Source organism: Aliirhizobium wenxiniae (assembly GCF_014201355.1).
GTDB classification, from domain to species: Bacteria; Pseudomonadota; Alphaproteobacteria; order Rhizobiales; family Rhizobiaceae; genus Neorhizobium; species Neorhizobium wenxiniae.
Genome location: NZ_JACHEG010000005.1, coordinates 267,197 through 291,081, shown reverse-complemented (window position 1 = coordinate 291,081; position 23,885 = coordinate 267,197). Strand labels below are relative to the sequence as shown.

The following is a 23,885-nucleotide window of genomic DNA, read 5'->3' as shown; positions in this document are numbered from 1 at the left end:
AATAGGTCTATTCTGATGAAGCCTTTGGAAATCGAAGTTTTTTCCTGCAGGAGCGATAATTACGGCGTTCTGGTGCATGAACCGGAAAGCGGATTGACGGTATCGATCGATGCGCCTGAGGAAAAACCCATCGTCGAGGCAGCAAATCGCCGCGGCTGGAAACTCACCCATATCTTCACCACCCACCACCACACCGACCATGTGGAAGCCAATCTGGCGCTGAAGGAGCGTTATGGGCTGGAGATTATAGGACCGGTCAACGAGGCGGTCGCCATCCCCGGGCTCGACAGGAGTGTCGAGGACGGTGAGGAATTCCAGTTCGGTGAACATCTCGTGCGGGTGATCGAAACGCCCGGCCACACCGCCGGCCATATCTGCTTCCATTTCCCTGACGACAAGATCCTGTTTGCCGCCGATACGCTGTTTGCGCTCGGTTGCGGACGCCTGTTCGAGCGCCCCGCCGCCGACATGTGGCACTCGCTGCAGAAACTGGCAGGCCTCCCGGATGAGACCGCGATTTATTTCGGCCACGAATACACGTTGTCCAACGCGAGATTTGCGCTGACGATCGATCCGGACAATGAGCCGCTGCAGCGCCGCGCCGCCCAGATCGAGGAACTGCGCAGAGAGGGCAAGTTCACCATTCCGACCATGATGGGGCTGGAGAAGGAAACCAACCCCTTCCTGCGTGCCAAAGATCCAAAAATCCGCCGCAACTTGATCATGGAAGGCAAGACGAACGAGGAAGTGTTTGCCGAAATCCGCAAGCGCAAGGACAATTTCTGACCGATGACACCCAATCCCGTCGAGCAGACAGCAGAAGAAATCATTGCCACGCTGAACATGCAGCGCCACCCGGAAGGCGGATGGTTTTCCGAGACCTTCCGGGATGGCGACGGCAGGAGCCGTGGCGCCTCGACGGCGATCTACTACCTGCTGCAGGCGGGTGAACGGTCGCATTGGCACCGCGTCCGCGATGCAGCCGAGGTCTGGCATTATTATGCCGGAGATCCGCTGCTTCTGAAGATTTCGGATGGGACGACGGTTGAGGAAATCCGCCTGGGCACGGATTTCGCTTCCGGCGAGCGTCCGCAGGCGGTGGTGCCGGCAAATGCCTGGCAGTCAGCCGAACCGCTGGGCAGCTTCACGCTCGTCGGCTGCACCGTGGCACCAGCATTCGAATTTTCGAGTTTTGAGATGGCAGAGCCCGGCTGGGAGCCGGGCCGATAAACTATTCCGCGGGCGCCTCTGCCGCTTTCCGCTTGGGCTTGATCATCTCCTTCGCGGCCAGCACTGCCCCGCCGGTAATCAGCACGCAGGCGATCAGGATCCGCCAGCTCGGTTCGGCAAATCCGCTGGCGAGCAGGATCAACGTCGAAAGCAGTGGCGCGGCATAGCTTGCAGCCCCGATCACCTGAATATCGCCATTCTTGACGCCGTAATCCCAGGCATAGAAGGCAGCACCCACCGGCAACAGGCCAAGGCCGACCACTGCCGCCCATTCGCCACCGCTCGCCGGCCAGACCGTCGTTTCCAGCGCCAGATGGCAGACGAGCGACAGGAGCGACGTTGAGAGGCAGAAGCCCGTCACGACGTCCGTCGACACCCGATCGAAACTACGCGTCAGCAGCGAATAACCGGACCATGTGAAGGCGCAAAGCAGAGCCGCGCCATAACCCAGGAGATAGGACTGGTCGAAGGATACGCCATTGCGCGAGACGATAGCGATAGTGCCGCATAGTCCGGCAAGTGCCCCGGCGACGTGATACCAGCGCAGCCTTTCCCCTGGCAGAAACGCCGAACCGACAACGATCAATAGCGGCCAGAGATAGGCGATCAATCCGGCCTCAACAGCCGGCGCGTTACGAAGCGCGGTAAAATAGAGGAAATGATAGCCGAAGAGACCGGCGATCCCGATGATCCACACTTTCGCCGGCTGCTTGAGCAGCTTGATACGCTCCGGCTTGATGGCCAGCAAAACCAGCCCCGGCAGACTACCGATCGCGAATGTCATCGCATTCATCTGGAAAGGCGGAACGCTTCCGGAAGCCGCCGTCATGAGTGCCAGCAGCGACCACATCAGGATCGCCGTAAAACCGATCAAGGTACCCCGTAACTTCAACCCCAGTTCCCCTCTTTATTGGCCTCATCCCCACAGGCCCGAGACACGCCCTCAGCCGCCGTATCGGGCAGCCGTTATATAGAGCGGTCCCATTCTCGTCGGGATACGGGCATAAATAGGGGCATATACATTGGACCCGCCAGCCTTGGCAAACCACACTTCCATCGGCGTCTTCTGCAGATACTCGATGTCATCGCGTCCCTTACGGTAACCGGATTTCGGCTGGTAGCGGACAGTGCAGACGATGGCTTCGCCCTTGAAGCCCTTGGTCTCATAAGGCTTGGTCCCTTCCCGCTTGAGAAGCAGATCCATCCGCGATTCGCCGTCATAAACAGGAATACGGCTCGGGCAGACCGTAGCGCCTTCCGGGAATATCAGCCCACTCAAGGGATCGAGCACCGAGCGCAGATCCTGCGGCGTGACAGGCACCCAGTTTTCCGCCTTGCGGCGGGGAGCCGGTGTGATCGTCGTGTCCGTCACATTGCCGTTGGTATAGACCACATCATAGATCCGCGTCCGTTTGCCGAGCTTGTAGACCAGATTGTAGCGATCGGCCTGCAGGCGATCTCCCTCGATGCGTCCCGCCACATTGGTCTCGGCAGACACCTTCTTGATAACGTTGACGATACCACCGGACTTGAAGATGCCGTTGATCTTGTAGCCCTTCCCGTCGAACTCGCTCGAGAAGCTTGCCGTACCGATCGGCAGGATACCGAGCGTGATGTCGTAATCGGTGACATGCCTGTCAGCAGACAGCGCAGGTGAGATACCAGCGACGAGGAGAAGCAAAACTCCCGCAAGCGGGCGTATGGATGAAAACATGGCTTGCCTGCACCGATTTGAAAATTCCATGAATCCGATATAAGAGGCGCATCGTGGCAAGAAAATAGCCATGGTTGCAGTTAGTCGCGGTGCAAAGGCGCACGAAAGCCAAGGTTTTGGCTTGACGCGCCGAGCCTCACTGACTATAGAACCGCAACTTTCCAATCAAGACCAGTTGGATCGGCATGCCGGACATTGTCCGGATGAGCCTCCGATTGCAGAAGAAAACAAAGGTGAATGCCATGTCTCGTGTATGCGAACTGACCGGCAAGGGCGTAATGACCGGCAACAACGTCAGCCATGCCAACAACAAGACCCGTCGTCGGTTCCTGCCGAACCTGTGCCAGGTCACTCTGATCTCCGACGCTCTCGGCCAGCGCTTCCGTCTGCGCGTTTCCGCGCACGCCTTGCGTTCGGTTGAACACCGCGGCGGCCTCGATGCCTTCCTCCTGAAGTCCGACGAGACCGAACTGTCGATGCGCGCTCGTCTGCTGCGTCGCCAGATCGCCAAGAAGACTGCAGAAGCCGCTTAATAGCGCCTTCAACACTTCACCGGCTTTGGAAAAGGCTTGACCGGATAATACCGGGCAAGCCTTTTCTCTTGGCCTATCCGCAACTGGTGGCATACCCCAGGATAAAAAAATGCAAGTCGCACGCTATACCCTTATCTACTCCCTCGCGATGGCAGCCATCGTCGTGGCCTCCAATATCCTCGTCCAGTTCCACCTGACCGGAACTCTGTGGGGCATCGCTCTCGGCGACATCCTCACCTGGGGCGCCTTCACCTATCCCGTCGCCTTCCTCGTGACCGACCTCGCCAATCGCCAGTTCGGCCCGGCCATTGCCCGCCGCATCGTGTTTGTCGGCTTTGTCGTCGGCGTTGCCCTGTCCTTTTGGCTCTCGGAACCACGCATCGCGATTGCCTCCGGCACCGCATTCCTGATCGGCCAGCTTCTCGACATTTCGGTCTTCAACGAACTGCGCCGCCAGACCTGGTGGAAGGCGCCGCTTGCTGCATCGATGATCGGCACGGTGATCGATACGGTATTGTTCTTCTCGATCGCCTTTGCCCCGGTCTTTGCCTTCATCGGCCCCAACTTCGATTTCGCCACCGCTTCCGCCCCGATCCTCGGCGTCATGTCCACGGAAGCGCCGCGCTGGATCTCTTGGGGCCTCGGCGACCTCGTAGTCAAGGTCGTGGTCGGAGTCGTCCTGCTTCTGCCCTATGGCGCGTTGATGAACGTGCTGAAGCCAATGCCGCAGGCAGCGGCAAAGACGGCCTGAACATCAAAGGGAGCCTCGGCTCCCTTTTTTATTGGCTGAGCTTGAACTCCAGCATCAGATTGCGCTGGAGAAAAAGTCCGTTGTCATCCGAGACGACAATGAGATGCGGACTGCCATCCGGCCCCGCCACAACATCAATGCCTTCCATGTTGTCGATCGCATGATCTGCCCCGACATCGATCAGCACCTCACCATCGACCACCGCACCCGGACGGATATCATGACTCTTGATGCGTCTAATCTTCATGCCCATTCCGCCGACAAAGCTGAAACGGCGCTCCAGAAGCAGAAGATCGCCGTCCGGCAGGAAAGCACCGTCCGTCGCATCATAGGGATCATGGCGCACCACCGTAAATTCCCCCTTGAGTGGTCCATCGATGATCGCCGCAAGCAGATTGCCCGCAGCATCCCGGCTGCTCTCCGCAATCGCCACAAGCCCACCTTGAAGTGGGCCTGCAGCGGGCGACGCAACCAGCGTTTCAATGCCGGCATTCCGCCGAAGTTCGTGCAGCGGGATGAGGAAATTCACATTGCGTAATGGCTTTGATGTCTCGAAGCCGGGATCAGGATAGGCTTCAATCCTGTGCCGCTGTTCGAAACTGACAAAAGCCTCGCCGTCGCGCAGTGCCAGTCCTTCGGCGTCCGATGCGGATTTGGAACCCGCACGGCCATCGCGCATCAGCATGGAGCTGACGGCGACGTCGGAAAGCCCGGACAACCTACCCGATGTATCCCGCAAGATCTGCCCGGTCAGCCACTCGCCCGTATCGAGGACGGAAACGAAATGCGCGCCATCCGGCCGGAAGCGTATGCTGGACAGCGACTGGACACGGCTATCGTTCGAGCTGAACTCGATTCCGCCGATAAACTCAAGCGGTCCGAACTTTACCTGATCGGATCTCGGCTTGAATTGCGAGATCGGCTTTGCCGTCACGCGCACCGCATCCTGCGCAAATGATATGGCCGGCATCATCGCAAGGACGACGCCGGCCAGAAGAACGTGCGAGAGCTTCGACAATGGGTCAGCCGGCCCGGCGCATGCGGCGGCCGCGTGCAGCACCACCCGCCGACTTGTCGGCAAACAGTTCGGCAAGCTGCTCGGTCATCGCGCCGGCAAGCTCGTCGGCATCAACGATGGTCACGGCATTGCGGTAGTAACGCGTCACGTCATGACCGATACCGATCGCCAGCAGCTCTACCGGAGACTTGGTCTCGACCTGCTCGATGACGGCGCGCAGGTGCCGTTCCAGATAATTGCCCGGATTGACCGAAAGCGTGCTGTCGTCAACCGGTGCACCATCCGAAATCATCATCAGGATCTTGCGCTGTTCCGGCCGGTTGATCAGCCGGTTATGCGCCCACATCAGCGCCTCGCCGTCGATGTTTTCCTTGAGCAGGCCTTCGCGCATCATCAGGCCGAGATTGCGGCGCGAACGACGCCACGGCGCATCGGCCGACTTGTAGATGATATGACGCAGATCGTTGAGGCGACCCGGCGACGCGGGCTTGCCACTGGCAAGCCAGTTCTCGCGGCTCTGTCCGCCCTTCCACGCCTTGGTGGTGAAACCGAGGATCTCGACCTTGACGCCGCAACGCTCCAGCGTGCGCGCCAGAATATCGGCGCAGGAGGCTGCAACCGTGATCGGCCGGCCACGCATCGAACCGGAGTTGTCGATAACGAGCGTGACGACCGTATCGCGGAACTGCGTGTCGCGCTCCCGTTTGAAGGAAAGCGGCTGCATCGGATCGATGATCAGGCGCACCAGACGCGCCGGATCGAGATAACCTTCTTCAAGATCGAAATCCCAGGACCGGTTCTGCTGTGCCATCAGGCGGCGCTGCAGGCGGTTCGCCAGACGACCGACGGCACCCTGCAGGTGAGCAAGCTGCTTGTCGAGGAAAGCGCGCAAGCGGTCGAGTTCAGCCTCGTCGCAAAGCTCTTCCGCTGTGATCTCCTCGTCGAATTCCTGCGTGAAGATGTGATAATCCACCTTCTCGTTGAAATCGTCGAACGGGCTGTTCGGCCGGCGGGTTTCGCCGGGCGTTTCGGAATGGTCGTCGGCCTCGTCGGACATTTCGTCGTCCGACATTTCCGCGCCGTCCATTTCGCCTTCGTCCATCTCCTCGTCGGCCGCTTCGCTCTGCTCGGCGGGCGCGGCATCGGATCCGGCTTCTTCCTCGACCTCTTCGTTTTCGGTCTCGCCGCTGCTCGGCTGATCCTCTTCCGACTGGTTCTCGATCTCTTCCGGCTCGTTCTCGTCGCCGTCCAGATCCTCAGCCATCTGCATCGAGGACAACATGTGGCGGACGAGCTTGGCGAAAGCCTGCTGGTCCTCGATCACATTTTTCAGATTGTCGAGATCGCCAGAAGCGTTCTGCTCGATGAAGGGACGCCAGAGGTCGAGCACCTTGCCGGCGCTTTCCGGCGGTTTCTGGCCGGTCAGCTTTTCGCGCACCAGCATGGCGACCGCCTCGCCGATCGGCGCTTCTTCCTGACGCTCGATGCCTGAAAAATTCGCCTTGGCGTATTTCTCTTCCTGCATCGAATTCAGGTTAGCGGCGACACCGGCCATGCGTAGCGCGCCGATCGATTCGACGCGCGCCTGCTCAACGGCATCGAAGATCGCGCGTGCATCCGAGCCTTGAGGCGAAAGCGTCGCGTGGACATTGGTGTCGTGGCAAGCGATCCGAAGGGCCATGGAATCGCCAAGACCACGCGTCACCGCAAGCTCGTGCGCCGTCGGCCGCTTGGAAATTTCTGGCAGGCGAATACGCTCGCCGGCCAGTCCCGGACGCTCGTTGGCGAAGGAAACCTCCACCTCCTGCTTTCCGGCGATCGACCGCACGCAGCCGGTTATAGCCCGCCGCATCGGCTCGGTATCGACCGGACCGGCGGGCTTGCCCTTGGAATTGTCTCCGCGACCTGCCATCGGCTTCGCTTCCTCTGCGTTATGCTCCCAATACGATGTTGGCGGCGCTTTCCTTCAGCTCGACGCCGAAGGCGCGCTGATACTGCTCGGCCACAAGGCTCCGCTCCAGCTCATCGCACTTGTTGAGGAAGGTAATGCGGAAGGCGAATGCCACGTCACCGAAGATCTCGGCATTTTCAGCCCAGGTGATGACGGTACGCGGGCTCATCACGGTCGAGAGGTCGCCGTTGATGAAGGCCGAACGGGTGAGATCGGCAACGCGCACCATCTTGGAAACCGTCTCGCGGCCTTCCTTGGTGGCGCCGAACGACTTCACCTTGGCGGCAACGATATCGACTTCCTTTTCATGCGGCAGGTAGTTCAACGTCGTCACGATCGACCAACGGTCCATCTGTGCCTGGTTGATCTGCTGCGTGCCGTGATAAAGGCCGGTCGTATCGCCGAGGCCCACGGTATTCGCCGTTGCGAAAATGCGGAAGGCGGGGTGAGGACGAATAACACGGCTCTGGTCGAGCAGCGTCAGGCGGCCCGAACTTTCCAGCACGCGCTGGATGACGAACATCACGTCCGGGCGACCGGCGTCATATTCGTCGAGAACCAGCGCCACATTGTGCTGGTAAGCCCAAGGCAGGATACCGTCCTTGAATTCGGTGACCTGCTTGCCGTCTTTCAGAACGATAGCGTCCTTGCCGACGAGATCGATACGGCTGACATGGCTGTCGAGGTTGACGCGCACGCAAGGCCAGTTGAGGCGGGCAGCGACCTGCTCGATATGGGTGGATTTACCGGTGCCGTGGAAGCCGGAGACCATCACGCGTCGGTTATGGGCAAAGCCTGCAAGAATGGCGAGCGTCGTGTCGCGATCGAAGAGATAGTCCGGGTCGAGATCCGGAACATAGGGGTCGCCATTGCTGTAGGCGGGAACTCTCAGATCGGTATCGATGCCGAAAACTTCCCGAACCGAAACCGTCGTGTCGGGGAGGTTGGTAATATCCAGGTCAATCTTGCTCATCATAACTCCAGGGCACGGGCAACCGCCCGGCCATCATCAACGCTGCCTTGATTTTTGAGGCTTAGCAGAAACCCGCCTGCTTCAACAACTGATATGCTTGCACCACGGCACGAAAACGTTCCTCCGACCCGCGGTCGCCACCATTGGCGTCCGGATGGTGCTTTTTCACCAACTCCTTGTAACGGGTCTTGATCTCGCTCGACGTGGCGTTCGCGCCAAGCTCCATCGTATTGAAGGCCTTGGCCTCCAGCGTCTTCAGCTTTCGCCCCTGCGTTTCATATCGCCCGCCGCCGCCAGCGCGCGCCTGCGCGACGAAGCCGAAAGGATCCTTGAAACGCTGCTGCGTATAGGCGGAACCCGATCGTGCGGACGAATGGATGGGCGTGTCCTTGGCGTCCTTGTTGACGCCGACCTTCCATGTCGGGCGGTGACCGGTGATCGCTTCCTTCTGATAACGCGCGATCTCGCCATCCGACAGGCCGGAGAAATAGTTGTAGCCCTTGTTGTATTCCTTCACATGCTCGAAGCAGAAAATGAAGAACTGGCCTTCGGCATTCCGTCCGACCGGAGCCTTATGCACACCTGGCCGATCGCATCCGTCCCACTGACAGGTCGGCGCTTGCGGCGGGGCATCTTGCTGCCTTTTCCGGCGCGTCCGGATACGGTCGAAATATTTGGAGTCGAGTTTCATGAGGCACACATTATGGGGCCCAAGAGAGGGCCGAACAAGAATTGACAAAGCGGTTTGTTACTGGTTTCTGGATCACCCTCTTGCGCCGACCACCGGAGCCTAAAAATGTCGATCAGAGCCCATATCGAAGCCACACTTCGCGATAATCTCGCGCCCGAAAGGCTCGACGTGATCAACGAAAGCCATCAGCATGCCGGCCATCAGCCAGGCATGGATGGAGACGGCGAAACACATATGCGTGTGCGTATCGTCGCAGCGGCCTTCACGGGAATGAGCCGGATCGACCGGCACCGGACGGTAAATGCTCTCCTGAAACCGGAACTCGACGCCGGTCTTCACGCGCTGGCGGTGGAGGCCGCAGCACCGGGAGAACCGACACGCTGGTGATGGGGGATAGATAGGGATTGGAAGGCGAAACGCCAAGATACGCTGCATCCCTGTCACAAGCTGCTGCTTAGATCATGGCCAAAAGTACGATCGGCTATGGCTGGGGAGCGGCAGAAATGAGCGCTACATTTTCCGAATTGAGTGAACGCATCGGTCGTGTCGGCGAACTTTACGCACAGGCGCACAATATTCCACGCGATCCCGATTGGTATCTGCTCAAGCTGACGGAGGAGCTCGGCGAACTGACCGCCGAGCATCTCCTGCTGAACGGCCGATCCAAACCCAATGCCGATGGATCAGGCGGAACCCGCGAGGCACTGGAAAACGAAGCGGCAGACCTCTTCGGCCAGTTCGTCCTCTATCTGCGCGCCAACGATATAGATATCGAAGCCGCCATCGAACGAAAATGGCTGCGGCATCTCGATCGCCATGAAGAGTTGCTCATAGACCGCACCGTATCTGACTAAGCCGCTACCTGCGGCTCTTCCGAGATAACGACCATGTTGCGCCCACGGTGCTTGGCCTCGTAAAGCGCTTCGTCAGCCCGCTGGAGAAGCTTTTCGATCTCTGTCTGCACGGGCATGGCGGAAGCGACACCGAGACTTGCGGTCACGACACCATGATCCGACTTGCCATGTGGAATGGCTAATTCTTCTATCGCCCTGCGGATTTTTTCAGCCATGGCCAAGGCCTGCAGGGACCCCTGCCCCGGCAACAAAACCAGCATCTCTTCTCCACCAAAGCGGAAGACGGAGTTCGCCCTGCCCACGGTTGCACAGATATGCTGCGAAACAGTTCGGATGCAGGCATCTCCGTCCATGTGGCCGTAGAGATCGTTGAACCGCTTGAAATGATCGATGTCGAGCAGGATGGCGGAAACGACCGGCGGCTCCAGCTGCCGACCCCTATTCCAGATTTCGCGCCCTATACGCGCCAGCGACCGACGGTTCAAAAGCCCGGTTAGCTCATCCCGCTCGGCATTGACCTCCAGCCGTCGATAAAGCAGGCCGGCACGTAGTTGATTGAGGAAATTCCGCCGGTCGGTGCGCTCGAGGAAATAGGCGGCGGCGGCAAGGAATATCGACAGCATCATGTAAAATGTCACGATGCCGCCAAAGGTGACGGCGTCGAACGCGCCAGTGAGATAAACTGCCGAAAGGTGTGAGAGGCACATCAACACCAGCCCGGCCAGCATGGCGGGAAACAGGGGCCGCAGGGCGATGACGAAAAACAGGAACGCCGCGGCATTGTAGTTCTGATAGATCAGAAGATAGGAACTCTGGCTGCCGACGGCAGCCGCCATCGGCAGGCTGACGCCAAGCACGGCGACAAGCACACTCAAGGCATCATAAAGACGTGAACTCGGCCAACGGCGCACCACGAAAGCGCATGCGATGACGGCGGGCGTGAAGACGAGAAGTCTGAGCGCCGTCACTTCGGTCAATACGTCGGGGATCATGGCCCGATCGCCGAAATAGACCAGATCATAGATAAGAAGGCCGATCACGGCCCATATGCCGATGAGGCGATTGCGCTCCGCGACATAGTCCTGCCTGAACAGCAATTCGATTTCCGGCTTGAAACGCAGAAGCGCGAAACGGTGCGCTATCTGAGCCTCTACCTGCTCCAATGTCACGATACTCATGGCAATACCTTAAACATACGGTAGTGCCGGCGTTAGGTTACAAAACTGAAGATTGAACTAAGCTTTTGTGATCATTTGTCAGCATTGGGAACACCGGCTCGACCGGAATCACTCCGTAATCGGTACCGCATCTTCCGCCGGCCTGATCCTCAACCGGGTGATCCGGTTCTTCTCCCGCTTCATCACGATGAAGCGCTTGCCGTAGAAGGTAAAAGCCTGCCGCTCTTCGGGAATGAGCATGGACGAGTTGATGACGAGGCCGGCGATCGTTGTCGCATCGCCATCCGGCAGGTCCCAGCCGAGTGCGCGATTGAGATCGCGGATCGGCACGGATCCATCCACCACGATCGAGCCGTTGGCTTCCTTGCGCACACCCTGTAGCTCGACATCGTGTTCATCGGCAATGTCACCGACGATCTCTTCCATGATGTCTTCCAGCGTGACGATGCCCTGCACCTCGCCATATTCGTCGACCACGACGGCAAAATGCACCTTGCGCTTCAAAAAGGCCGCAAGCTGATCCTTGAGGCTCGTGCTGTCCGGCACGAACCACGGCTTCTGCATGATCTTCAGGATATCGACATCGGCCGGCGTCGTATCCGGCTCCAGCAGCGCACGCAGCAGATCCTTGGCATGGACGACGCCGATGATGTTTTCCGTCGAATTGCGCCACACCGGCATGCGCGTATAGGGGCTTTCGAGCACGGTGCGCACGATCACATCCGCCGGATCATCCGCATTGACTGCAACCATCGCCATGCGGTGGCGCATGACGTCGGAGACTTCGAGTTCGGTGAGATCGAACAGTTCGCTCAGCCGGTCGCGATCCTCCGCACCGAAATTGCCCTCTCGGTGCATGGCATCAAGCGCGGCATGCAACTCGTCATGGCCGCAAAGCGTGAGCGTTTGGGCGTTGAGCGACGTCCCGGTCGCACGCATCAGCCCACGGATGACCGCGTTGATGCTGCGCGAAAGGAGGCCACCGGCAGCTGTCATTTTGCGAGCTTTTCTTTCAGGAAGCTGAGCACTTCCGAAGACGGAACGTCGTCGGCGACGAAGGACTGGCCGATGCCGCGGGTGAGGATGAAGGTCAGCTTGCCGCCCTTCACCTTCTTGTCCTGCATGATCGCATCGAGAAGCACGTCCGCGCCGGGCAGTTCGCCGGGAATATCGCTCATTTTTGTCGGCAGGCCGACAGCTTTCAGATGCTCTTCGACACGCTTGGCATCATCCGGGCTTGCAAGATTGAGGCGAGCTGAGAATTCATGCGCCAGAACCATGCCGATCGCGACCCCTTCGCCATGCACCAGCCGCTTGCTGTCATATTGGGTCGCGGCTTCGAGCGCGTGGCCGAATGTATGACCGAGATTGAGGAGCGCGCGACGGCCCATCTCCCTTTCGTCCTCGACGACGACATCGGCCTTGGACTGGCAGCTGACGGCAATCGCCTCGATCCGCTCCGGCCCACCTTCAAAAACCTTTTGCCAGTTCTTCTCCAGCCATTCGAAAAAGGCCGGGTTGTCGATCAACCCGTATTTCGCCACTTCCGCATAACCGGCACGGAATTCGCGCGGCGAAAGCGTATCGAGAATGGATGTATCGGCCAGAACCAGATCCGGCTGGTGAAACACACCGAGCAGGTTCTTGCCATGGCGCGAGTTGACGCCGGTCTTGCCGCCAACCGAGCTGTCGACCTGTGAGAGAAGCGAAGTCGGGATCTGCACGAAGCGAACGCCGCGGCGCACGATACCGGCGGCAAAGCCTGCAAGATCGCCGATCACGCCGCCGCCGAGCGCGATCACCGCGTCATTGCGCTCGATACGGGCCGCAAGCACCATGTCACAGACGGTTGCCAGATGGTCGAAACTCTTGGTCTTTTCGCCGGCCGGAAGCGTCAGCGACACGGCTTCGATACCGTCGGTCTGCAGCCCATCCATCAATGCTTCGAGATAGAGCGGGGCGACATGTTCGTCGGTGATGATCGCAGCCTTGCGTCCCTTGAGCCGCGAAGTGATCTCGCCGCCGGCACGGGCCAGCAATCCCGGACCGATCAGGATATCGTAGGCCCGGTCTCCGAGCGGCACATGCACGAGGCGTTCGGGGGATCGGGACTGCACTGTCATTCTGTATCACCTTGTTGGGCCGGATCGAATTGGGTCACACCGGTCTGAGCCAAACCGGTAATTGCCTCCAGAACCGCATTGGCCATCAATTCCTTGCGGATATTCACCGACATCACCGTCAGATCTGCCTCGGCATAGATCGGGTAACGCTGGATCATCAGGTTCTCCAGCGTCTGTTTTGGATTTTCCGTTTTAAGCAGCGGACGGTGGTCTCGCCGGCTGACCCGGTCCCACAATGTATCGAGATCGGCATTCAGCCAGATCGACAGGCCGCCCTGCTTGATCTGGGAGCGGGTCGCTTCATTGATGAAGGCGCCGCCGCCTGTGGATACGACCCGCGGCCCCTGTTTCAGCAGCCGTTCAACGACCCGCGTTTCCAGCGCCCGGAACTCCGTCTCACCATATTGTGAAAACAGTTCCGCGATTGTCATCCTGGAAACGGATTCGATTTCCGCGTCGGTATCGACAAACGGAATTCCAAGCGTCTGAGCGACCAGCCGGCCGATAACCGACTTGCCCGCACCCATCAGGCCGACAAAAATCAGGTTGCGGTCGCCGAGCGCTTCGCGAGCCTGGTCCCGTAATGTCTGTCGCTCGACTGTTAGTTCTTCACTCATGATGCCGTCCGTTCGCAAAAAACGGTATCAACAAATGTTCATTCAGCGTCAAGCCACGCACGCAACCAGATCCCCCAAGATCACGCCGAAGATGCAGTTCTTGTCGATCTGTAAACCATTCGGGCTATAGTGCGCCGTAACGATACGGAGCCTTTTCATGCCCACTCTCTTCCGCTTCCTGTTCATCCTGGCTGCCATTGCCGGCGTGATCTATGGAAGCATGGTCGCGCTGGTTGTGCTCGTCGAGCCAAAAGACCGCGAAATCACCGTCAGGGTACCCTCTGAACGGCTCAACCCGCCAGCGCAGCAATAGGCGAGGCCAACTCTCATGCGAGATCTGTCCGCGGCCCACATAGAAGCGTTTCTGGAAATGCTGAGCGCCGAACGGGGCGCCGCCGAAAACACGCTTCAAAGCTACCGACGCGACCTGGACGATCTCTACGATTTCCTGATCGCCCATAAAACCACCCCGCTTCTGGCCGAAAGCAGCAACCTGTCTGCCTATCTTGCCAATCTGGGAAAACGCGCCTTTGCGCCCTCCTCCCAGGCGCGCAGGCTTTCAGCCATGCGCCAGTTCTACAAGTTTCTGTACGCCGAAGGCCTGCGCGGCGACGATCCGACCGCAGTGCTCGATGCACCGAAAAAACAGCGCGCCCTGCCGAAAAACCTGAGCGAGGCGGATGTCACCCGGCTTTTGGAACGCGCTGCGCTGGAAGCGGTCGAACCAGTAAAGGATCGCCTCAACCGCCTTCGCATGCTGACGCTGCTGGAACTGCTCTACGCAACCGGCATGCGCGTCAGCGAACTCGTCTCCCTGCCGCTGAAAGTGCTTGAACAGGACGGGCGTTTTCTGATGATCCGCGGAAAAGGCAACAAGGAACGGCTCGTTCCCCTGTCGCGATCTTCGATCGCAGCACTGAAAGCCTATGGCGAGGCGAAAAAGGCTGAGGAAAACGATGGCGAGCCCAGCCCGTGGCTTTTTCCATCCCATGGCAGCGCCGGTTATCTGCCGCGCCAGGTCTTTGCCCGTGACCTCAAGGGATTGGCGGCAAGAGCCGGCATAAAAACCTCATCCATATCGCCGCATGTCATGCGCCACGCCTTTGCCAGCCATCTTTTGGCGCATGGCGCTGACCTGCGCGTGGTACAGGAACTGCTTGGACATTCAGACATTTCGACCACTCAGATATATACGCATGTGCTGGAAGAAAGGCTTCGTCAACTGGTGGAAACACATCACCCCCTTGCAAAAGAAGCCAAAAACCGGGATTAGAAGCCCCAAATGAAAAATGGGAGCTCTACGTTCCCATGGGAAAACAACGGGAAACCGGATCTGATGCAGACTTATCTCGATTTCGAAAAGCCCATCTCGGACCTCGAGGGCAAGATTCACGAGCTGAAGAAGCTCGCGACCGAAGACGAGAGCATCGACACGTCGGACGAGATCACCAGGCTCGAGGCGCGTGTCAAGGAAGCCACCCGCGAGATCTATTCCAAGCTCGGCGCCTGGGAAAAGACTCAAGTTGCACGTCATCCGCAGCGCCCGCATTTCGTCGATTACGCGGCGCATCTGTTCACCGAGTTCACGCCGCTCGCCGGTGACCGCAATTTCGGCGAGGACGCCGCCATCCAGGCAGGCCTTGCCCGCTTCAACGGCATTCCGGTCGCCCTGATCGGCCAGGAAAAGGGCAGCGACACCAAGACCCGCCTGAAGCACAATTTCGGCAGCCCGCGTCCGGAAGGATACCGCAAGGCGATCCGTATCATGGAAATGGCCGATCGTTTCGGCCTTCCCGTCATCAGCCTTGTCGACACGGCCGGTGCCTATCCGGGCGTTGGCGCGGAAGAGCGCGGCCAGGCGGAAGCCATCGCCCGTTCGACGGAAATGTGCCTTGGCCTGAAAGTTCCGATGATCTCGATCGTCATCGGCGAAGGCGGCTCGGGCGGCGCAATCGCGATCGCTACCGGCAACCGCGTCTACATGCTCGAACATTCTATCTATTCGGTCATTTCGCCGGAAGGTGCAGCCTCCATTCTCTGGCGCGATTCGACCCGCGCCCGCGAAGCGGCGACCAACATGAAGATTACCGCGCAGGACCTGAAGGGCCTCGGCATTATCGACGACATCATTCCGGAACCGAATGGCGGTGCGCATCGCGAGCCGGTCACGGTCATGGATGCTGCCGGCAAGGTGATCACATCTGCCCTTACTGATCTTTCCAAGCTTTCGGGCGAAGAAGTACGCAATGCACGTCGCCAGAAATTCCTGGAAATCGGCCGGAACCTTTAATCGCAGCCTTTCTCATTGAAGGTTGCCAATTTCGGCCACATTGATCATAACAGTGGGCGACGAGGGTTTGCTGGACAGGCGATTTTCAGCGGTTAAGAAAATGTAAAGCTTACCGTATTATTATTGCACCCTCTGCCCCGGTTTGATGCCGAACTAGATATGTGGTCCGTTCCGATGCGTTTGAAGCACATCGCCCTCGCTCTTCTGGTTGCAACAGCCCTCACCGGCTGTAACGACACCCTTGATTCCGCCACTGGCGTCGACCTCTCGACGGTCAAGAACAAGGTCGACCAGCCCTTGCCGGCAAAGATCATCGCCGACATGCAGGCGAAGAACATGCCGCGCAATTCGCCGATCATGATCCGCATCCTCAAGGAAGAGGGCAAGCTCGAGGTCTGGAAGGCGAAGGCGGACAACCGCTTCGACGTGATCAAGAGCTACGACATCTGCGCATGGTCGGGAAAACTCGGCCCCAAGATCAAGGAAGGCGACCGCCAGGCACCCGAGGGTTTCTACAGCCTGACGCCGGCGCACCTGAACCCGAATTCCAAATATTACCTTGCCATCAATACCGGTTTCCCGAACCGTTATGACGCCGCCAACGGCCGCAACGGCACCAACCTGATGATCCATGGCGCCTGCTCGTCTTCAGGCTGCTATTCGATGACCGACCAGCAGATCCTCGAGATCTACGCCTTTGCCCGCGACGCCTTCAAGGGTGGTCAGACTTCCGTACAACTGCAGGCCCTGCCCTTCCGCATGACGGCGGACAACATGGCACGCCATCGCGACAGCGAACACTCCGATTTCTGGAAGATGATCAAGGTCGGCTACGACAATTTCGAAGTCACCAAGCGCCCGCCGGAAGTTGCGGTCTGCGGCAAGAAATACGTCTTCAACCAGGAATCCAAGGGGCCGCTCAGCGCAGCCGCCGCCTGCCCGGACATGTCTACACCGCCGGCGCTGGTTTCGGCTCTTTCCTCCTACAACAAGACTTATGATCTCGCCTTCGAAAAGGCCGTAGACAAGCTTGGCAAGAAGGTCTGGTACGAGCCGAGCGAAGCCGAACGCAAGGCAGTCGTTGCCGAAAAGCGCAAGGGCCGTGAACTCGCCTATGCGCCGACCGGAACCTCGCTCGAAGCCGGCAAGCTGATGAGCCAGTCGGAATTCCAGGAAATGATGCAGAAGCGCATGGCTGCCGGCCAGCCTAAGCCTGCATCGACCCAGCTCGCTTCGCTTTCTGCCGCTCCGCAGACGGCAACCGTCGCCGAACGGATGAAACAGGACCGCCTGCCGGCAACGACCGGTGCAATTCCGGCTGCGACAGGCGCCACCGTCGCCAGCACGACGGTGCCGACGATCCAGACAGCCGAAGGCAGGACGACGACCGTTCCGGTTCCCGAACAGAACCCGATGAACCCGCTCGCCTATGCGGCACCCGCTGCACCTGTGAGTGAAGCCAAGAAGCCGTTCTGGAAGTTCTGGGACAAGCAGTGACCTCGCCGACAGACGTGATCTATGACCTGAGGGGGCTGAAATGCCCTCTGCCGGTGCTGAAGACGCGTCGGCGGTTGAAAACCCTGCATGATGGCGATCGTCTAGTTCTGCAGACCAGCGATCCCTTGGCCGGCATCGACATTCCGCATTTCTGCCGTCAGGAAGGCCACGAGCTCATCGAGAGCGAGAAGACGGCGGAGGGCCACCGCTTCATCATTCGCAAGGGTATCTCGGTTACCGCCTGAAGCCGGGCACGGCCAGCGGATTGTCTTCCAGCGCTGCCCGGTCAGGCCGGTCGAGACGCGGCTCTCCGGTGAAGGCCGCGAAGAGATCGGCGACGAACTCCTCGGTCAGGCCCTTGGTGATCAGCACCATACGGGTCTTCTGGTCGGAGCCTTCCGGCCACCGGGGCAGCCGCTGCGGCGGATGGAAGATCGCCTGCACGCCATGCAGAACGAGTGGTCGCTCCGGATTGTCCGACAGCTTTACCACCGCCTTCATCCGCAAAAGCTTCTCGCCATGCGCCGATCTTAAGAGATCGACGAACATGTCGATCGCCATCGGATCGATCGGCCGGTCATGCACGATAGAGAAGGACCTTATATCGTCGCCATGGCGGCTCACATCATGATGATGATGGTGGTGCCCATGGTCGTGTGCGTGGTGGTGATGACCGTGATTGTCTCCATGGTCGTGCCCGCAGTCGCACCCACCATCATGATCGTGGTCATGATGGTGATGGTCATGCTGATCGGCAGCTATCTCGTCGTGCAGCCAGCGATCCACATCGGCAATTTTCGACGATGGATCATAAAGCCCGTTTGCCAGCATCGACAAACTACTGACCGAAGCATCATCACCATCGGAAACCGGCGCACGCGGATTGAGCGAGGCAAGCCGAGCACGCAAGGCCGAAAGCTGTCCGGCATCCGCCAGCGTCTGTTTCGAGACGATCAGCCGGTCGGCAACCGCCACCTGCTTCGCCGCTTCCGGATGCGCACCGAGCGTCGCAAGGCCGTTGACCGCATCGACGACGGTCACCACACCCTCAAGCTCGAAATTCTGGGCGATCACCGGATTACCCATCACCGACTGCATCACCGGCGCCGGATCGGCAAGGCCGGTGGTTTCGATGACGACCCGGGTGATCGGCTTGGCGCGACCGGTCTGGATCGCATCCATCATCGAGGCCAGCGTATCGACCAGTTCACCACGCACCGTGCAGCACAGGCAGCCGTTCGACAGTTCGATCATCGAATCGCCCGAGGCCTCGACGAGCAGATTATCGATCCCGACTTCACCGAACTCGTTGATGATGACGGCGATGTCCTTGGCTGCAGGATCGCGAAGCATCCTGTTGAGCAAGGTCGATTTTCCTGCACCGAGAAAGCCGGTGATGATGGAGACCGGGATCCGGTCCTGACCGATGGCCATATGCTGTTCCAATCAGAATGTCGGACGCGGTACCGGGATCGGGATATTGGCGTAGCTCTTCTCGCCGATCTTCGTTTCGACCGGCTCGGTTCCCGGGATAAGGCCGGCGAACACATAGGCCGGCGGGTGCGTCATTTCGTGAAGATAGGGCGAGTGCATGATTGTCCGGCCGGCATCGTCACGCGTTTCGCTGCGAACCTTTGCGGCTTTCGGATTGCAGATGTCCTGGGTGAGATCGTTGACCTCGGCCGTATCGCCGTAAGGGGCAAGCGACGCCAGCGGCGTGCCCTGGCTACCCGTCGTGGTCAGTCCCTGCTGCAGCAAATTGGCGGAATCATCGGCGCGGCCGGCAAGGCTATCTGCCCCGAGCACGACCGAGATTACCGTGCGCCCGTTGCGGGTGGCGGAAGACACCTGATTGAAGCCCGCAGCACAGATGAAACCGGTCTTCATCCCGTCGGCACCGTCGAAACGGCCGATCAGCGTGTTGAAGTTCGGATACTGCTTCTTGCCGGTATCGATGCCCTCGATGGTGAAATAGGTCGAATATTGCGGGAATTCCCGCTTGATCTGCATGGCCAGGATGCCGAGGTCACGGGCCGTCGTATATTGCCCCTTGCCGGGCAATCCGTGCGGATTGATGAAATGCGACGAGGACATGCCGAGCCGCTGCGCCTCGGCATTCATCATCGCCACGAACTGGTCGGTAGAGCCGCCGACGGTCTCCGCCACGGCAACAGCCATATCATTGGCGGACTTCACCAGCATGATCTTCAGCGCATTGTCCATGGTCAGCTGCGAGCCGGGCCGGAAATACATCTTGCTGGCCGGCTGGTCGGTGGCGAATTTGCTCATCGTCACCGTGCTGTCCAGCGACAGGCGACCGCTCTTCAGCGCCCGGAACGTGACATAGGCCGTCATCAGCTTTGTCAGCGAAGCCGGATACCATTTCCGGAAAGCATCCTGATGGGCGATCACGCGGCCGGTATTGGCGTCGATGATCATGCGTGGGTTGGCAACCGCGCTCTGGGCAAAAGCAACAACTCCGATCGCGGTCACGAGGCAGGCAAGCCGTCTGGCGGTAAGGTGGCGGATATTTAGGTGCGGCAAGATCGTCCTCGTCCGAATGTTAACGAGTGGGGCCATTAGATGGCCTATATGTCGAAGCAATGGCAAAGAAGATTGATTACGTCAATCACCCGGCGCACTATGCAAAGCGGAGGGTGAACATAACCACGTGAAGCCGGATCGCATCGGGCAGGAATGCGAGGGGGTTTTGCGGCCGCGACGGCGGAAAACAAAAGGAGGAGCATTGACGGCATCAGCATCTTTGCCGGAAATGCTCTGGACGTTCAGGAAAGAGATACTATGCCCATATTGAACCGCGCAGCCGAGCTTCAGGGCGAAGTGACCGGCTGGCGACGATTTCTGCACCAGCATCCCGAAATTCTCTATGATGTTCACAATACGGCAGCCTTCGTGGCGGAAAAGCTGCGCGAGTTCGGCGTCGACGAGGTCGTCACCGGCATCGGCCGCACCGGCGTTGTCGGCATCATCCGCGGCAAGGGAGAGGGCACGCGCACGATCGGCATGCGCGCCGACATGGACGCCCTTCCGCTGACGGAAATGACCGCCAAGGACTACGCCTCGACAACCCCTGGCAAGATGCATGCCTGCGGCCATGACGGCCACACGTCGATGCTTCTGGGTGCTGCAAAATATCTCTCCGAGACCCGTAATTTCAACGGCAGCGTTGCCGTCATCTTCCAGCCGGCCGAAGAGGGCGGCGCCGGTGCGCTGGCGATGGTCGAAGACGGCCTGATGGACCGTTTCGGCATCGAAGAAGTCTATGGCATGCACAACATGCCGGGAATTCCCGTCGGCCAGTTCGCCATCCGCAAGGGCGGCATCATGGCAGCGCCAGACCGCTTCACCATCACCATTACCGGTCGCGGCGGCCATGCAGCCCAGCCGCACAAGACGATCGACCCGATCTTCATCGGTTCCCAGCTTGTCGGCAGCCTGCAGGCGATTGCCGCCCGCAATGCCGACCCGGTCCAGTCGGTGGTGATTTCGGTGACGCGTTTCGACGCCGGAACCTCCCATAACATCATCCCCGACACGGCAACGATCATGGGCACGGTCCGCACGTTGAGCGAGGACACCCGCGATCTCGCACAGAACCGCATAAAGCAGATTGTCGACGGGCTGGTGAGCGCCCATGGCGCAACGGCGGAGATCGAATATTACCGGCAGTGCCCGGTTACCTTCAATCACGACCTGGAAACCGACCACGCGATCGAGGTGGCGACAGGCGTGGTGGGAGCCGCCAATGTCGATCCGAACGTCGACCCGACCATGGCCGGCGAGGACTTCGCCTTCATGCTGAAACAGCGCCCCGGCGCCTTCATTTTCATCGGCAACGGCGACACCGCCCCGCTTCACAACCCGAAATACGATTTCGACGACGAAGCCATCGCCTACGGCATTTCGTACTGGGTAAAACTTGCCGAGAAGCGGCTATCGGAATGATCGCCCGAAAAAGGCTTGGCTAATCCAAACGGCTTTTGTATGGATGAGCGCAAGTGGTCCCATAGCTCAGTAGGATAGAGCGCAGGATTCCTAATCCTGAGGCCGATGGTTCGAATCCATCTGGGATCACCACTTCCCCACAAAATCCTGTCGATAACGCCGCCCTCAAGGCCGCGGCGGCTGCGGCATGTCGCTGTGCGGACCGATCGAACTCGTAAACGTCCGGTCGACCGATTGAAGACGCGTCCATGAGACGGATACGCCGAAAAGCAGTATCGCGATGATCGGGATGACGAGAAGCACAACGCCGCCACTAATGCGCATGACCAACTCCAAAACTACATAGTCATGGGTGGGACCTTGTCCGCAGCAGCTTAACGGTTCGTTAATTTGTGCCGGTTTTGCACAAGAGCAAGGCTTGTTCTTGCCTCCTTTTGAAACAAAGGCGGCAAGGCACAAAATGGCCGGAAAATGGCCTCAATCGCGACCGCAGACGCAGCTCAAACCGGACCGCGGCCAGACAGCCAGACTTAAGCCGGCAAACTCACGATCAGCCGATCATCAGTCTAGTAGCTCGCGAATCCGAACGGCAAGCTCTCGCGCGGTATAGGGCTTCTTCAGCCAGCTTCCCGAAAGGGCAAGTTCCCGACCCGCAATCGCCGGCTCTGCGTAACCCGAGGTGAACAAAACCGGGATATGCGGCTTCTCCGAGCGGACGCGATTGGCCAGTTCATCACCCGTCATACCGCCCGGCATTACCACGTCGGTAAACAGGAGCGCGATATCCTGGTGGCGATCGAGCTGGGAAAGCGCCTGGCTGCCGTTCTCTGCCTCGATGACCTCGTAGCCGAAGCTCGTCAGACGTGAGACCGTGACACGGCGCACCCGCGGATCATCCTCGACAACCAGAATTTTCTCCGGTCCACCGGGAAGCGGGCTTTGCGCCTGATTCACTACGGCATGAAGATTTTCCCGCTCGACCTTCTTCTTTGCGGCAGGCAGGAACATCCTCACGGACGTCCCCTGTCCCGGCTCGCTGTAGAGCTGGATATTGCCGCCCGACTGCTTGACGAAACCATAGACCATGCTGAGGCCAAGCCCTGTGCCGGCGCTCACACCCTTTGTGGTGAAGAACGGCTCGAAGGCTTTTTCCTTCACCTCCGGCGTCATGCCCGTTCCGGTATCGGTAACGGCAACCAGAATGAACTCGCCCGTCCGCATGTTGGAATACATCTGCGCATAATCGACATCGAGCTTGATCCGGGAAATCTCGACCGTCAGCTTGCCGCCACGCGGCATCGCATCACGCGCATTGATGACGAGATTGAGGATGGCGTTCTGCAGTTGCGACGCATCGACAAGCGCCTCGTTCGGCGCCCCTGCAATGATCGTCCTGAATTCGATCGCCTCGCCCAGTGTGCGGCGCATCAGCTCGGAGAAGCTTGAGACGAGCTGCCCGACATCCACCAGCTTGTTGTTGAGCGGCTGGCGTCGCCCGAAAGCCAGCAATTGGCCGGTCAGCTTCGCGCCATCATCCGCAGCCGCCTGGGCTTCCTGCAACAGGACGCGAAGATTGGGGTCTTCGAGCTTGTATTCCATCATCTCGAGATTGCCGCTGATGACTGTCAGGAGATTGTTGAAGTCATGCGCAAGACCGCCGGTCAGCTGGCCGATCGCTTCCATCTTCTGCGACTGACGAAGCTCTTCCTCGATCTTCTGGCGGCTGGTGAGGTCGCGGATGAAACCGGTAAAGATGCGCTTGCCGCCAGTGCGCGCTTCGCCAACAGCAAGTTCCATCGGGAAGGTCGTGCCGTCCTTGCGAAGCCCGGTCACCACGCGGCCGTAACCGATGATACGCCGCTCCCCCGTTTCCATATAATTGGAAATGTAACCGTCATGGGCATCGCGATCGGGATTGGGCATCAGCATTCTGACATTCTGGCCACAGACTTCCAAAGCGCTGTATCCGAACAGCCGCTCTGCGGCGGCGCTGAACGAAGTGACCGTCCCTCTATCGTCAATGACGATCGTGGATTCCGGAACGGTATCGAGGATCGAACGCAGATGCGCTTCCCTTTCCGCCAGATCTGTCTGTACCCTTTTCATCGCGGTCACGTCGTTGTTGGTCTGGATGATTATGGGCGCTCCGTCGACCGACAGAGAGACAGCAACCAGACGCGTCGCAACGAAAACGGCAAGGCCGTCGCGTGTGCGGTGCTCCAGCTCTCCCTGCCACGAATACTCCGATGCCAGCTGCTGCCTGATTTCATCGAGCGGCTTGGGAAAGCGCGTCTGCAGCAACTGGTGAACGGACTGGCCAACCGCCTCCTCCCGCGACCAGCCATAGAGCGCCTCACAGCCCGAGCTCCACCGGGTGATGATACCGTCACTCCCGTGGACGATGACATTGGCATCGTCCAGAAGGTGAAGAACCGCATCCAGTTCAGCCTGGGTCGTGAGAGTGTTTCTTATTTTATGTGGCATCAAATATCCTGGCTG

The 23,885-nt window shown here is 59.2% G+C and carries 25 protein-coding genes, 1 tRNA gene and 1 pseudogene; 13 read left to right on the top strand and 14 right to left on the bottom strand.

Translation table 11 applies throughout. The features are described 5' to 3' along the window. Positions 1 to 15: 15 nt before the first annotated feature. Together gloB and HNQ72_RS20850 are read left to right on the top strand one after the other, a co-directional pair. Positions 16 to 786 carry a hydroxyacylglutathione hydrolase gene (gene gloB / locus HNQ72_RS20855; protein WP_183994917.1) on the top strand — a complete coding sequence of 257 codons (771 nt, stop codon included), beginning with the start codon at positions 16 to 18 and terminating at the stop codon, positions 784 to 786. A gap of 3 nt (positions 787 to 789) precedes the next feature. Beyond that, entirely contained in the window at positions 790 to 1,230 is a 441-nt protein-coding gene (locus HNQ72_RS20850; protein WP_183994915.1) for a cupin domain-containing protein, read from the top strand. A 1-nt stretch (position 1,231) separates the two neighbouring features. Here HNQ72_RS20850 and yddG read toward each other — a convergent pair whose 3' ends face one another. Together yddG and HNQ72_RS20840 are read right to left on the bottom strand one after the other, a co-directional pair. Then, positions 1,232 to 2,122 carry an aromatic amino acid exporter YddG gene (gene yddG, locus HNQ72_RS20845; protein ID WP_183994913.1) on the bottom strand — a complete coding sequence of 297 codons (891 nt, stop codon included), beginning with the start codon at positions 2,120 to 2,122 and terminating at the stop codon, positions 1,232 to 1,234. Between the two features lie 51 nt (positions 2,123 to 2,173). After that, positions 2,174 to 2,944: a DUF3108 domain-containing protein gene (locus HNQ72_RS20840; protein ID WP_183994911.1), complete on the bottom strand. Its 771-nt coding sequence runs from the start codon at positions 2,942 to 2,944 to the stop codon at positions 2,174 to 2,176. A gap of 242 nt (positions 2,945 to 3,186) precedes the next feature. Between HNQ72_RS20840 and rpmB the strand changes: the two genes are divergently transcribed. After that, a complete protein-coding gene (rpmB, locus tag HNQ72_RS20835; RefSeq protein ID WP_148148213.1) occupies positions 3,187 to 3,477 on the top strand; it encodes a 50S ribosomal protein L28 in 291 nt (96 codons plus the stop codon). Positions 3,478 to 3,586: 109 nt separating this feature from the next. Continuing rightward, on the top strand, positions 3,587 to 4,228 hold the full coding sequence (locus HNQ72_RS20830) for a queuosine precursor transporter (protein WP_183994910.1): 642 nt from the start codon (positions 3,587 to 3,589) through the stop codon (positions 4,226 to 4,228). Between the two features lie 28 nt (positions 4,229 to 4,256). Here the strand turns inward: HNQ72_RS20830 and HNQ72_RS20825 are convergent, their stop codons facing one another. From HNQ72_RS20825 to HNQ72_RS20810, 4 genes are all read right to left on the bottom strand, one after another. Next, positions 4,257 to 5,201 carry an esterase-like activity of phytase family protein gene (locus HNQ72_RS20825; RefSeq protein ID WP_183995060.1) on the bottom strand — a complete coding sequence of 315 codons (945 nt, stop codon included), beginning with the start codon at positions 5,199 to 5,201 and terminating at the stop codon, positions 4,257 to 4,259. Positions 5,202 to 5,250: 49 nt separating this feature from the next. After that, the gene (gene cobT, locus HNQ72_RS20820) at positions 5,251 to 7,158 is read right to left on the bottom strand and encodes a cobaltochelatase subunit CobT (protein ID WP_183994908.1); all 1,908 of its coding nucleotides are present in this window, start codon (positions 7,156 to 7,158) and stop codon (positions 5,251 to 5,253) included. A 19-nt stretch (positions 7,159 to 7,177) separates the two neighbouring features. Further along, positions 7,178 to 8,170 carry a cobaltochelatase subunit CobS gene (gene cobS, locus HNQ72_RS20815; RefSeq protein ID WP_183994906.1) on the bottom strand — a complete coding sequence of 331 codons (993 nt, stop codon included), beginning with the start codon at positions 8,168 to 8,170 and terminating at the stop codon, positions 7,178 to 7,180. 61 nt (positions 8,171 to 8,231) lie between these two features. After that, positions 8,232 to 8,861, bottom strand: a complete 630-nt coding sequence (locus tag HNQ72_RS20810; RefSeq protein ID WP_183828272.1) for a J domain-containing protein — start codon at positions 8,859 to 8,861, stop codon at positions 8,232 to 8,234. A 105-nt stretch (positions 8,862 to 8,966) separates the two neighbouring features. Between HNQ72_RS20810 and HNQ72_RS20805 the strand changes: the two genes are divergently transcribed. Together HNQ72_RS20805 and HNQ72_RS20800 are read left to right on the top strand one after the other, a co-directional pair. Further along, on the top strand, positions 8,967 to 9,248 hold the full coding sequence (locus HNQ72_RS20805; RefSeq protein WP_183994904.1) for a BolA family protein: 282 nt from the start codon (positions 8,967 to 8,969) through the stop codon (positions 9,246 to 9,248). A gap of 116 nt (positions 9,249 to 9,364) precedes the next feature. Beyond that, complete coding sequence (locus HNQ72_RS20800; protein WP_244654437.1) at positions 9,365 to 9,715, top strand: nucleoside triphosphate pyrophosphohydrolase family protein; 351 nt, start codon at positions 9,365 to 9,367, stop codon at positions 9,713 to 9,715. Here HNQ72_RS20800 and HNQ72_RS20795 read toward each other — a convergent pair. From HNQ72_RS20795 to HNQ72_RS20780, 4 genes and pseudogenes are all read right to left on the bottom strand, one after another. Then, positions 9,712 to 10,893, bottom strand: coding sequence for a GGDEF domain-containing protein (locus HNQ72_RS20795; RefSeq protein WP_183994902.1), 1,182 nt, complete (start codon positions 10,891 to 10,893; stop codon positions 9,712 to 9,714). The genes HNQ72_RS20800 and HNQ72_RS20795 overlap by 4 nt on opposite strands. Before the next feature lie 108 nt (positions 10,894 to 11,001). Then, positions 11,002 to 11,784: pseudogene (locus HNQ72_RS20790) on the bottom strand (CBS domain-containing protein); the annotation flags it as partial. 101 nt (positions 11,785 to 11,885) lie between these two features. After that, on the bottom strand, positions 11,886 to 13,016 hold the full coding sequence (gene aroB / locus HNQ72_RS20785) for a 3-dehydroquinate synthase (RefSeq protein WP_183994898.1): 1,131 nt from the start codon (positions 13,014 to 13,016) through the stop codon (positions 11,886 to 11,888). Continuing rightward, positions 13,013 to 13,633, bottom strand: a complete 621-nt coding sequence (locus HNQ72_RS20780; RefSeq protein WP_183994896.1) for a shikimate kinase — start codon at positions 13,631 to 13,633, stop codon at positions 13,013 to 13,015. Before HNQ72_RS20780 ends, aroB begins: the two co-directional genes overlap by 4 nt. Positions 13,634 to 13,790: 157 nt before the next feature. Here HNQ72_RS20780 and HNQ72_RS20775 point away from each other — a divergent pair, with 157 nt between their 5' ends. The 5 genes from HNQ72_RS20775 (at position 13,791) to HNQ72_RS20755 (ending at position 17,665) form a co-directional block, all read left to right on the top strand. Next, complete coding sequence (locus HNQ72_RS20775; protein ID WP_183994895.1) at positions 13,791 to 13,946, top strand: hypothetical protein; 156 nt, start codon at positions 13,791 to 13,793, stop codon at positions 13,944 to 13,946. Between the two features lie 15 nt (positions 13,947 to 13,961). Beyond that, positions 13,962 to 14,906, top strand: coding sequence for a site-specific tyrosine recombinase XerD (gene xerD / locus HNQ72_RS20770; protein WP_183994893.1), 945 nt, complete (start codon positions 13,962 to 13,964; stop codon positions 14,904 to 14,906). A 63-nt stretch (positions 14,907 to 14,969) separates the two neighbouring features. After that, complete coding sequence (locus HNQ72_RS20765) at positions 14,970 to 15,923, top strand: acetyl-CoA carboxylase carboxyltransferase subunit alpha (RefSeq protein ID WP_183994891.1); 954 nt, start codon at positions 14,970 to 14,972, stop codon at positions 15,921 to 15,923. Positions 15,924 to 16,097: 174 nt separating this feature from the next. Continuing rightward, positions 16,098 to 17,420, top strand: coding sequence for a L,D-transpeptidase family protein (locus HNQ72_RS20760; protein WP_183994889.1), 1,323 nt, complete (start codon positions 16,098 to 16,100; stop codon positions 17,418 to 17,420). Next, a complete protein-coding gene (locus tag HNQ72_RS20755; RefSeq protein WP_183994887.1) occupies positions 17,417 to 17,665 on the top strand; it encodes a sulfurtransferase TusA family protein in 249 nt (82 codons plus the stop codon). Before HNQ72_RS20760 ends, HNQ72_RS20755 begins: the two co-directional genes overlap by 4 nt. Here HNQ72_RS20755 and HNQ72_RS20750 read toward each other — a convergent pair. After that, positions 17,655 to 18,854 carry a CobW family GTP-binding protein gene (locus HNQ72_RS20750; protein WP_183994885.1) on the bottom strand — a complete coding sequence of 400 codons (1,200 nt, stop codon included), beginning with the start codon at positions 18,852 to 18,854 and terminating at the stop codon, positions 17,655 to 17,657. The two genes, HNQ72_RS20755 and HNQ72_RS20750, sit on opposite strands and share 11 nt — an antisense overlap. A 12-nt stretch (positions 18,855 to 18,866) precedes the next feature. Beyond that, positions 18,867 to 19,964, bottom strand: a complete 1,098-nt coding sequence (locus tag HNQ72_RS20745) for a D-alanyl-D-alanine carboxypeptidase family protein (RefSeq protein ID WP_281400789.1) — start codon at positions 19,962 to 19,964, stop codon at positions 18,867 to 18,869. Positions 19,965 to 20,222: 258 nt separating this feature from the next. On the opposite strand from HNQ72_RS20745, the gene HNQ72_RS20740 reads away from it, so the two are divergent. Beyond that, positions 20,223 to 21,386 carry a M20 aminoacylase family protein gene (locus tag HNQ72_RS20740; RefSeq protein WP_183994882.1) on the top strand — a complete coding sequence of 388 codons (1,164 nt, stop codon included), beginning with the start codon at positions 20,223 to 20,225 and terminating at the stop codon, positions 21,384 to 21,386. Positions 21,387 to 21,441: 55 nt separating this feature from the next. Next, positions 21,442 to 21,518, top strand: a tRNA-Arg gene (locus HNQ72_RS20735). Positions 21,519 to 21,551: 33 nt separating this feature from the next. Here the strand turns inward: HNQ72_RS20735 and HNQ72_RS20730 are convergent. Both HNQ72_RS20730 and HNQ72_RS20725 read right to left on the bottom strand, forming a co-directional pair. Continuing rightward, the gene (locus HNQ72_RS20730) at positions 21,552 to 21,710 is read right to left on the bottom strand and encodes a hypothetical protein (protein ID WP_183994880.1); all 159 of its coding nucleotides are present in this window, start codon (positions 21,708 to 21,710) and stop codon (positions 21,552 to 21,554) included. 237 nt (positions 21,711 to 21,947) lie between these two features. Next, positions 21,948 to 23,870 (bottom strand): hybrid sensor histidine kinase/response regulator, encoded by a 1,923-nt coding sequence (locus tag HNQ72_RS20725; RefSeq protein WP_183994878.1) that lies wholly within the window; start codon positions 23,868 to 23,870, stop codon positions 21,948 to 21,950. Positions 23,871 to 23,885: the final 15 nt, after the last annotated feature.

Excerpts from the sequence above, each read along its gene's own strand:
- HNQ72_RS20740 (WP_183994882.1), top strand. The coding sequence starts at position 20,223 with ATGCCCATATTGAACCGCGCAGCCGAGCTTCAGGGCGAAGTGACCGGC.
- HNQ72_RS20725 (WP_183994878.1), bottom strand. The coding sequence starts at position 23,870 with ATGCCACATAAAATAAGAAACACTCTCACGACCCAGGCTGAACTGGAT.
- aroB (WP_183994898.1), bottom strand. The coding sequence starts at position 13,016 with ATGACAGTGCAGTCCCGATCCCCCGAACGCCTCGTGCATGTGCCGCTC.
- HNQ72_RS20760 (WP_183994889.1), top strand. The coding sequence starts at position 16,098 with ATGCGTTTGAAGCACATCGCCCTCGCTCTTCTGGTTGCAACAGCCCTC.
- HNQ72_RS20800 (WP_244654437.1), top strand. The coding sequence starts at position 9,365 with ATGAGCGCTACATTTTCCGAATTGAGTGAACGCATCGGTCGTGTCGGC.
- HNQ72_RS20850 (WP_183994915.1), top strand. The coding sequence starts at position 790 with ATGACACCCAATCCCGTCGAGCAGACAGCAGAAGAAATCATTGCCACG.
- HNQ72_RS20830 (WP_183994910.1), top strand. The coding sequence starts at position 3,587 with ATGCAAGTCGCACGCTATACCCTTATCTACTCCCTCGCGATGGCAGCC.
- HNQ72_RS20780 (WP_183994896.1), bottom strand. The coding sequence starts at position 13,633 with ATGAGTGAAGAACTAACAGTCGAGCGACAGACATTACGGGACCAGGCT.
- cobS (WP_183994906.1), bottom strand. The coding sequence starts at position 8,170 with ATGAGCAAGATTGACCTGGATATTACCAACCTCCCCGACACGACGGTT.
- cobT (WP_183994908.1), bottom strand. The coding sequence starts at position 7,158 with ATGGCAGGTCGCGGAGACAATTCCAAGGGCAAGCCCGCCGGTCCGGTC.
- gloB (WP_183994917.1), top strand. The coding sequence starts at position 16 with ATGAAGCCTTTGGAAATCGAAGTTTTTTCCTGCAGGAGCGATAATTAC.
- HNQ72_RS20775 (WP_183994895.1), top strand. The coding sequence starts at position 13,791 with ATGCCCACTCTCTTCCGCTTCCTGTTCATCCTGGCTGCCATTGCCGGC.
- HNQ72_RS20765 (WP_183994891.1), top strand. The coding sequence starts at position 14,970 with ATGCAGACTTATCTCGATTTCGAAAAGCCCATCTCGGACCTCGAGGGC.
- HNQ72_RS20805 (WP_183994904.1), top strand. The coding sequence starts at position 8,967 with ATGTCGATCAGAGCCCATATCGAAGCCACACTTCGCGATAATCTCGCG.
- HNQ72_RS20730 (WP_183994880.1), bottom strand. The coding sequence starts at position 21,710 with ATGCGCATTAGTGGCGGCGTTGTGCTTCTCGTCATCCCGATCATCGCG.
- HNQ72_RS20825 (WP_183995060.1), bottom strand. The coding sequence starts at position 5,201 with ATGATGCCGGCCATATCATTTGCGCAGGATGCGGTGCGCGTGACGGCA.
- HNQ72_RS20840 (WP_183994911.1), bottom strand. The coding sequence starts at position 2,944 with ATGTTTTCATCCATACGCCCGCTTGCGGGAGTTTTGCTTCTCCTCGTC.
- HNQ72_RS20810 (WP_183828272.1), bottom strand. The coding sequence starts at position 8,861 with ATGAAACTCGACTCCAAATATTTCGACCGTATCCGGACGCGCCGGAAA.
- rpmB (WP_148148213.1), top strand. The coding sequence starts at position 3,187 with ATGTCTCGTGTATGCGAACTGACCGGCAAGGGCGTAATGACCGGCAAC.
- xerD (WP_183994893.1), top strand. The coding sequence starts at position 13,962 with ATGCGAGATCTGTCCGCGGCCCACATAGAAGCGTTTCTGGAAATGCTG.
- HNQ72_RS20795 (WP_183994902.1), bottom strand. The coding sequence starts at position 10,893 with ATGAGTATCGTGACATTGGAGCAGGTAGAGGCTCAGATAGCGCACCGT.
- HNQ72_RS20750 (WP_183994885.1), bottom strand. The coding sequence starts at position 18,854 with ATGGCCATCGGTCAGGACCGGATCCCGGTCTCCATCATCACCGGCTTT.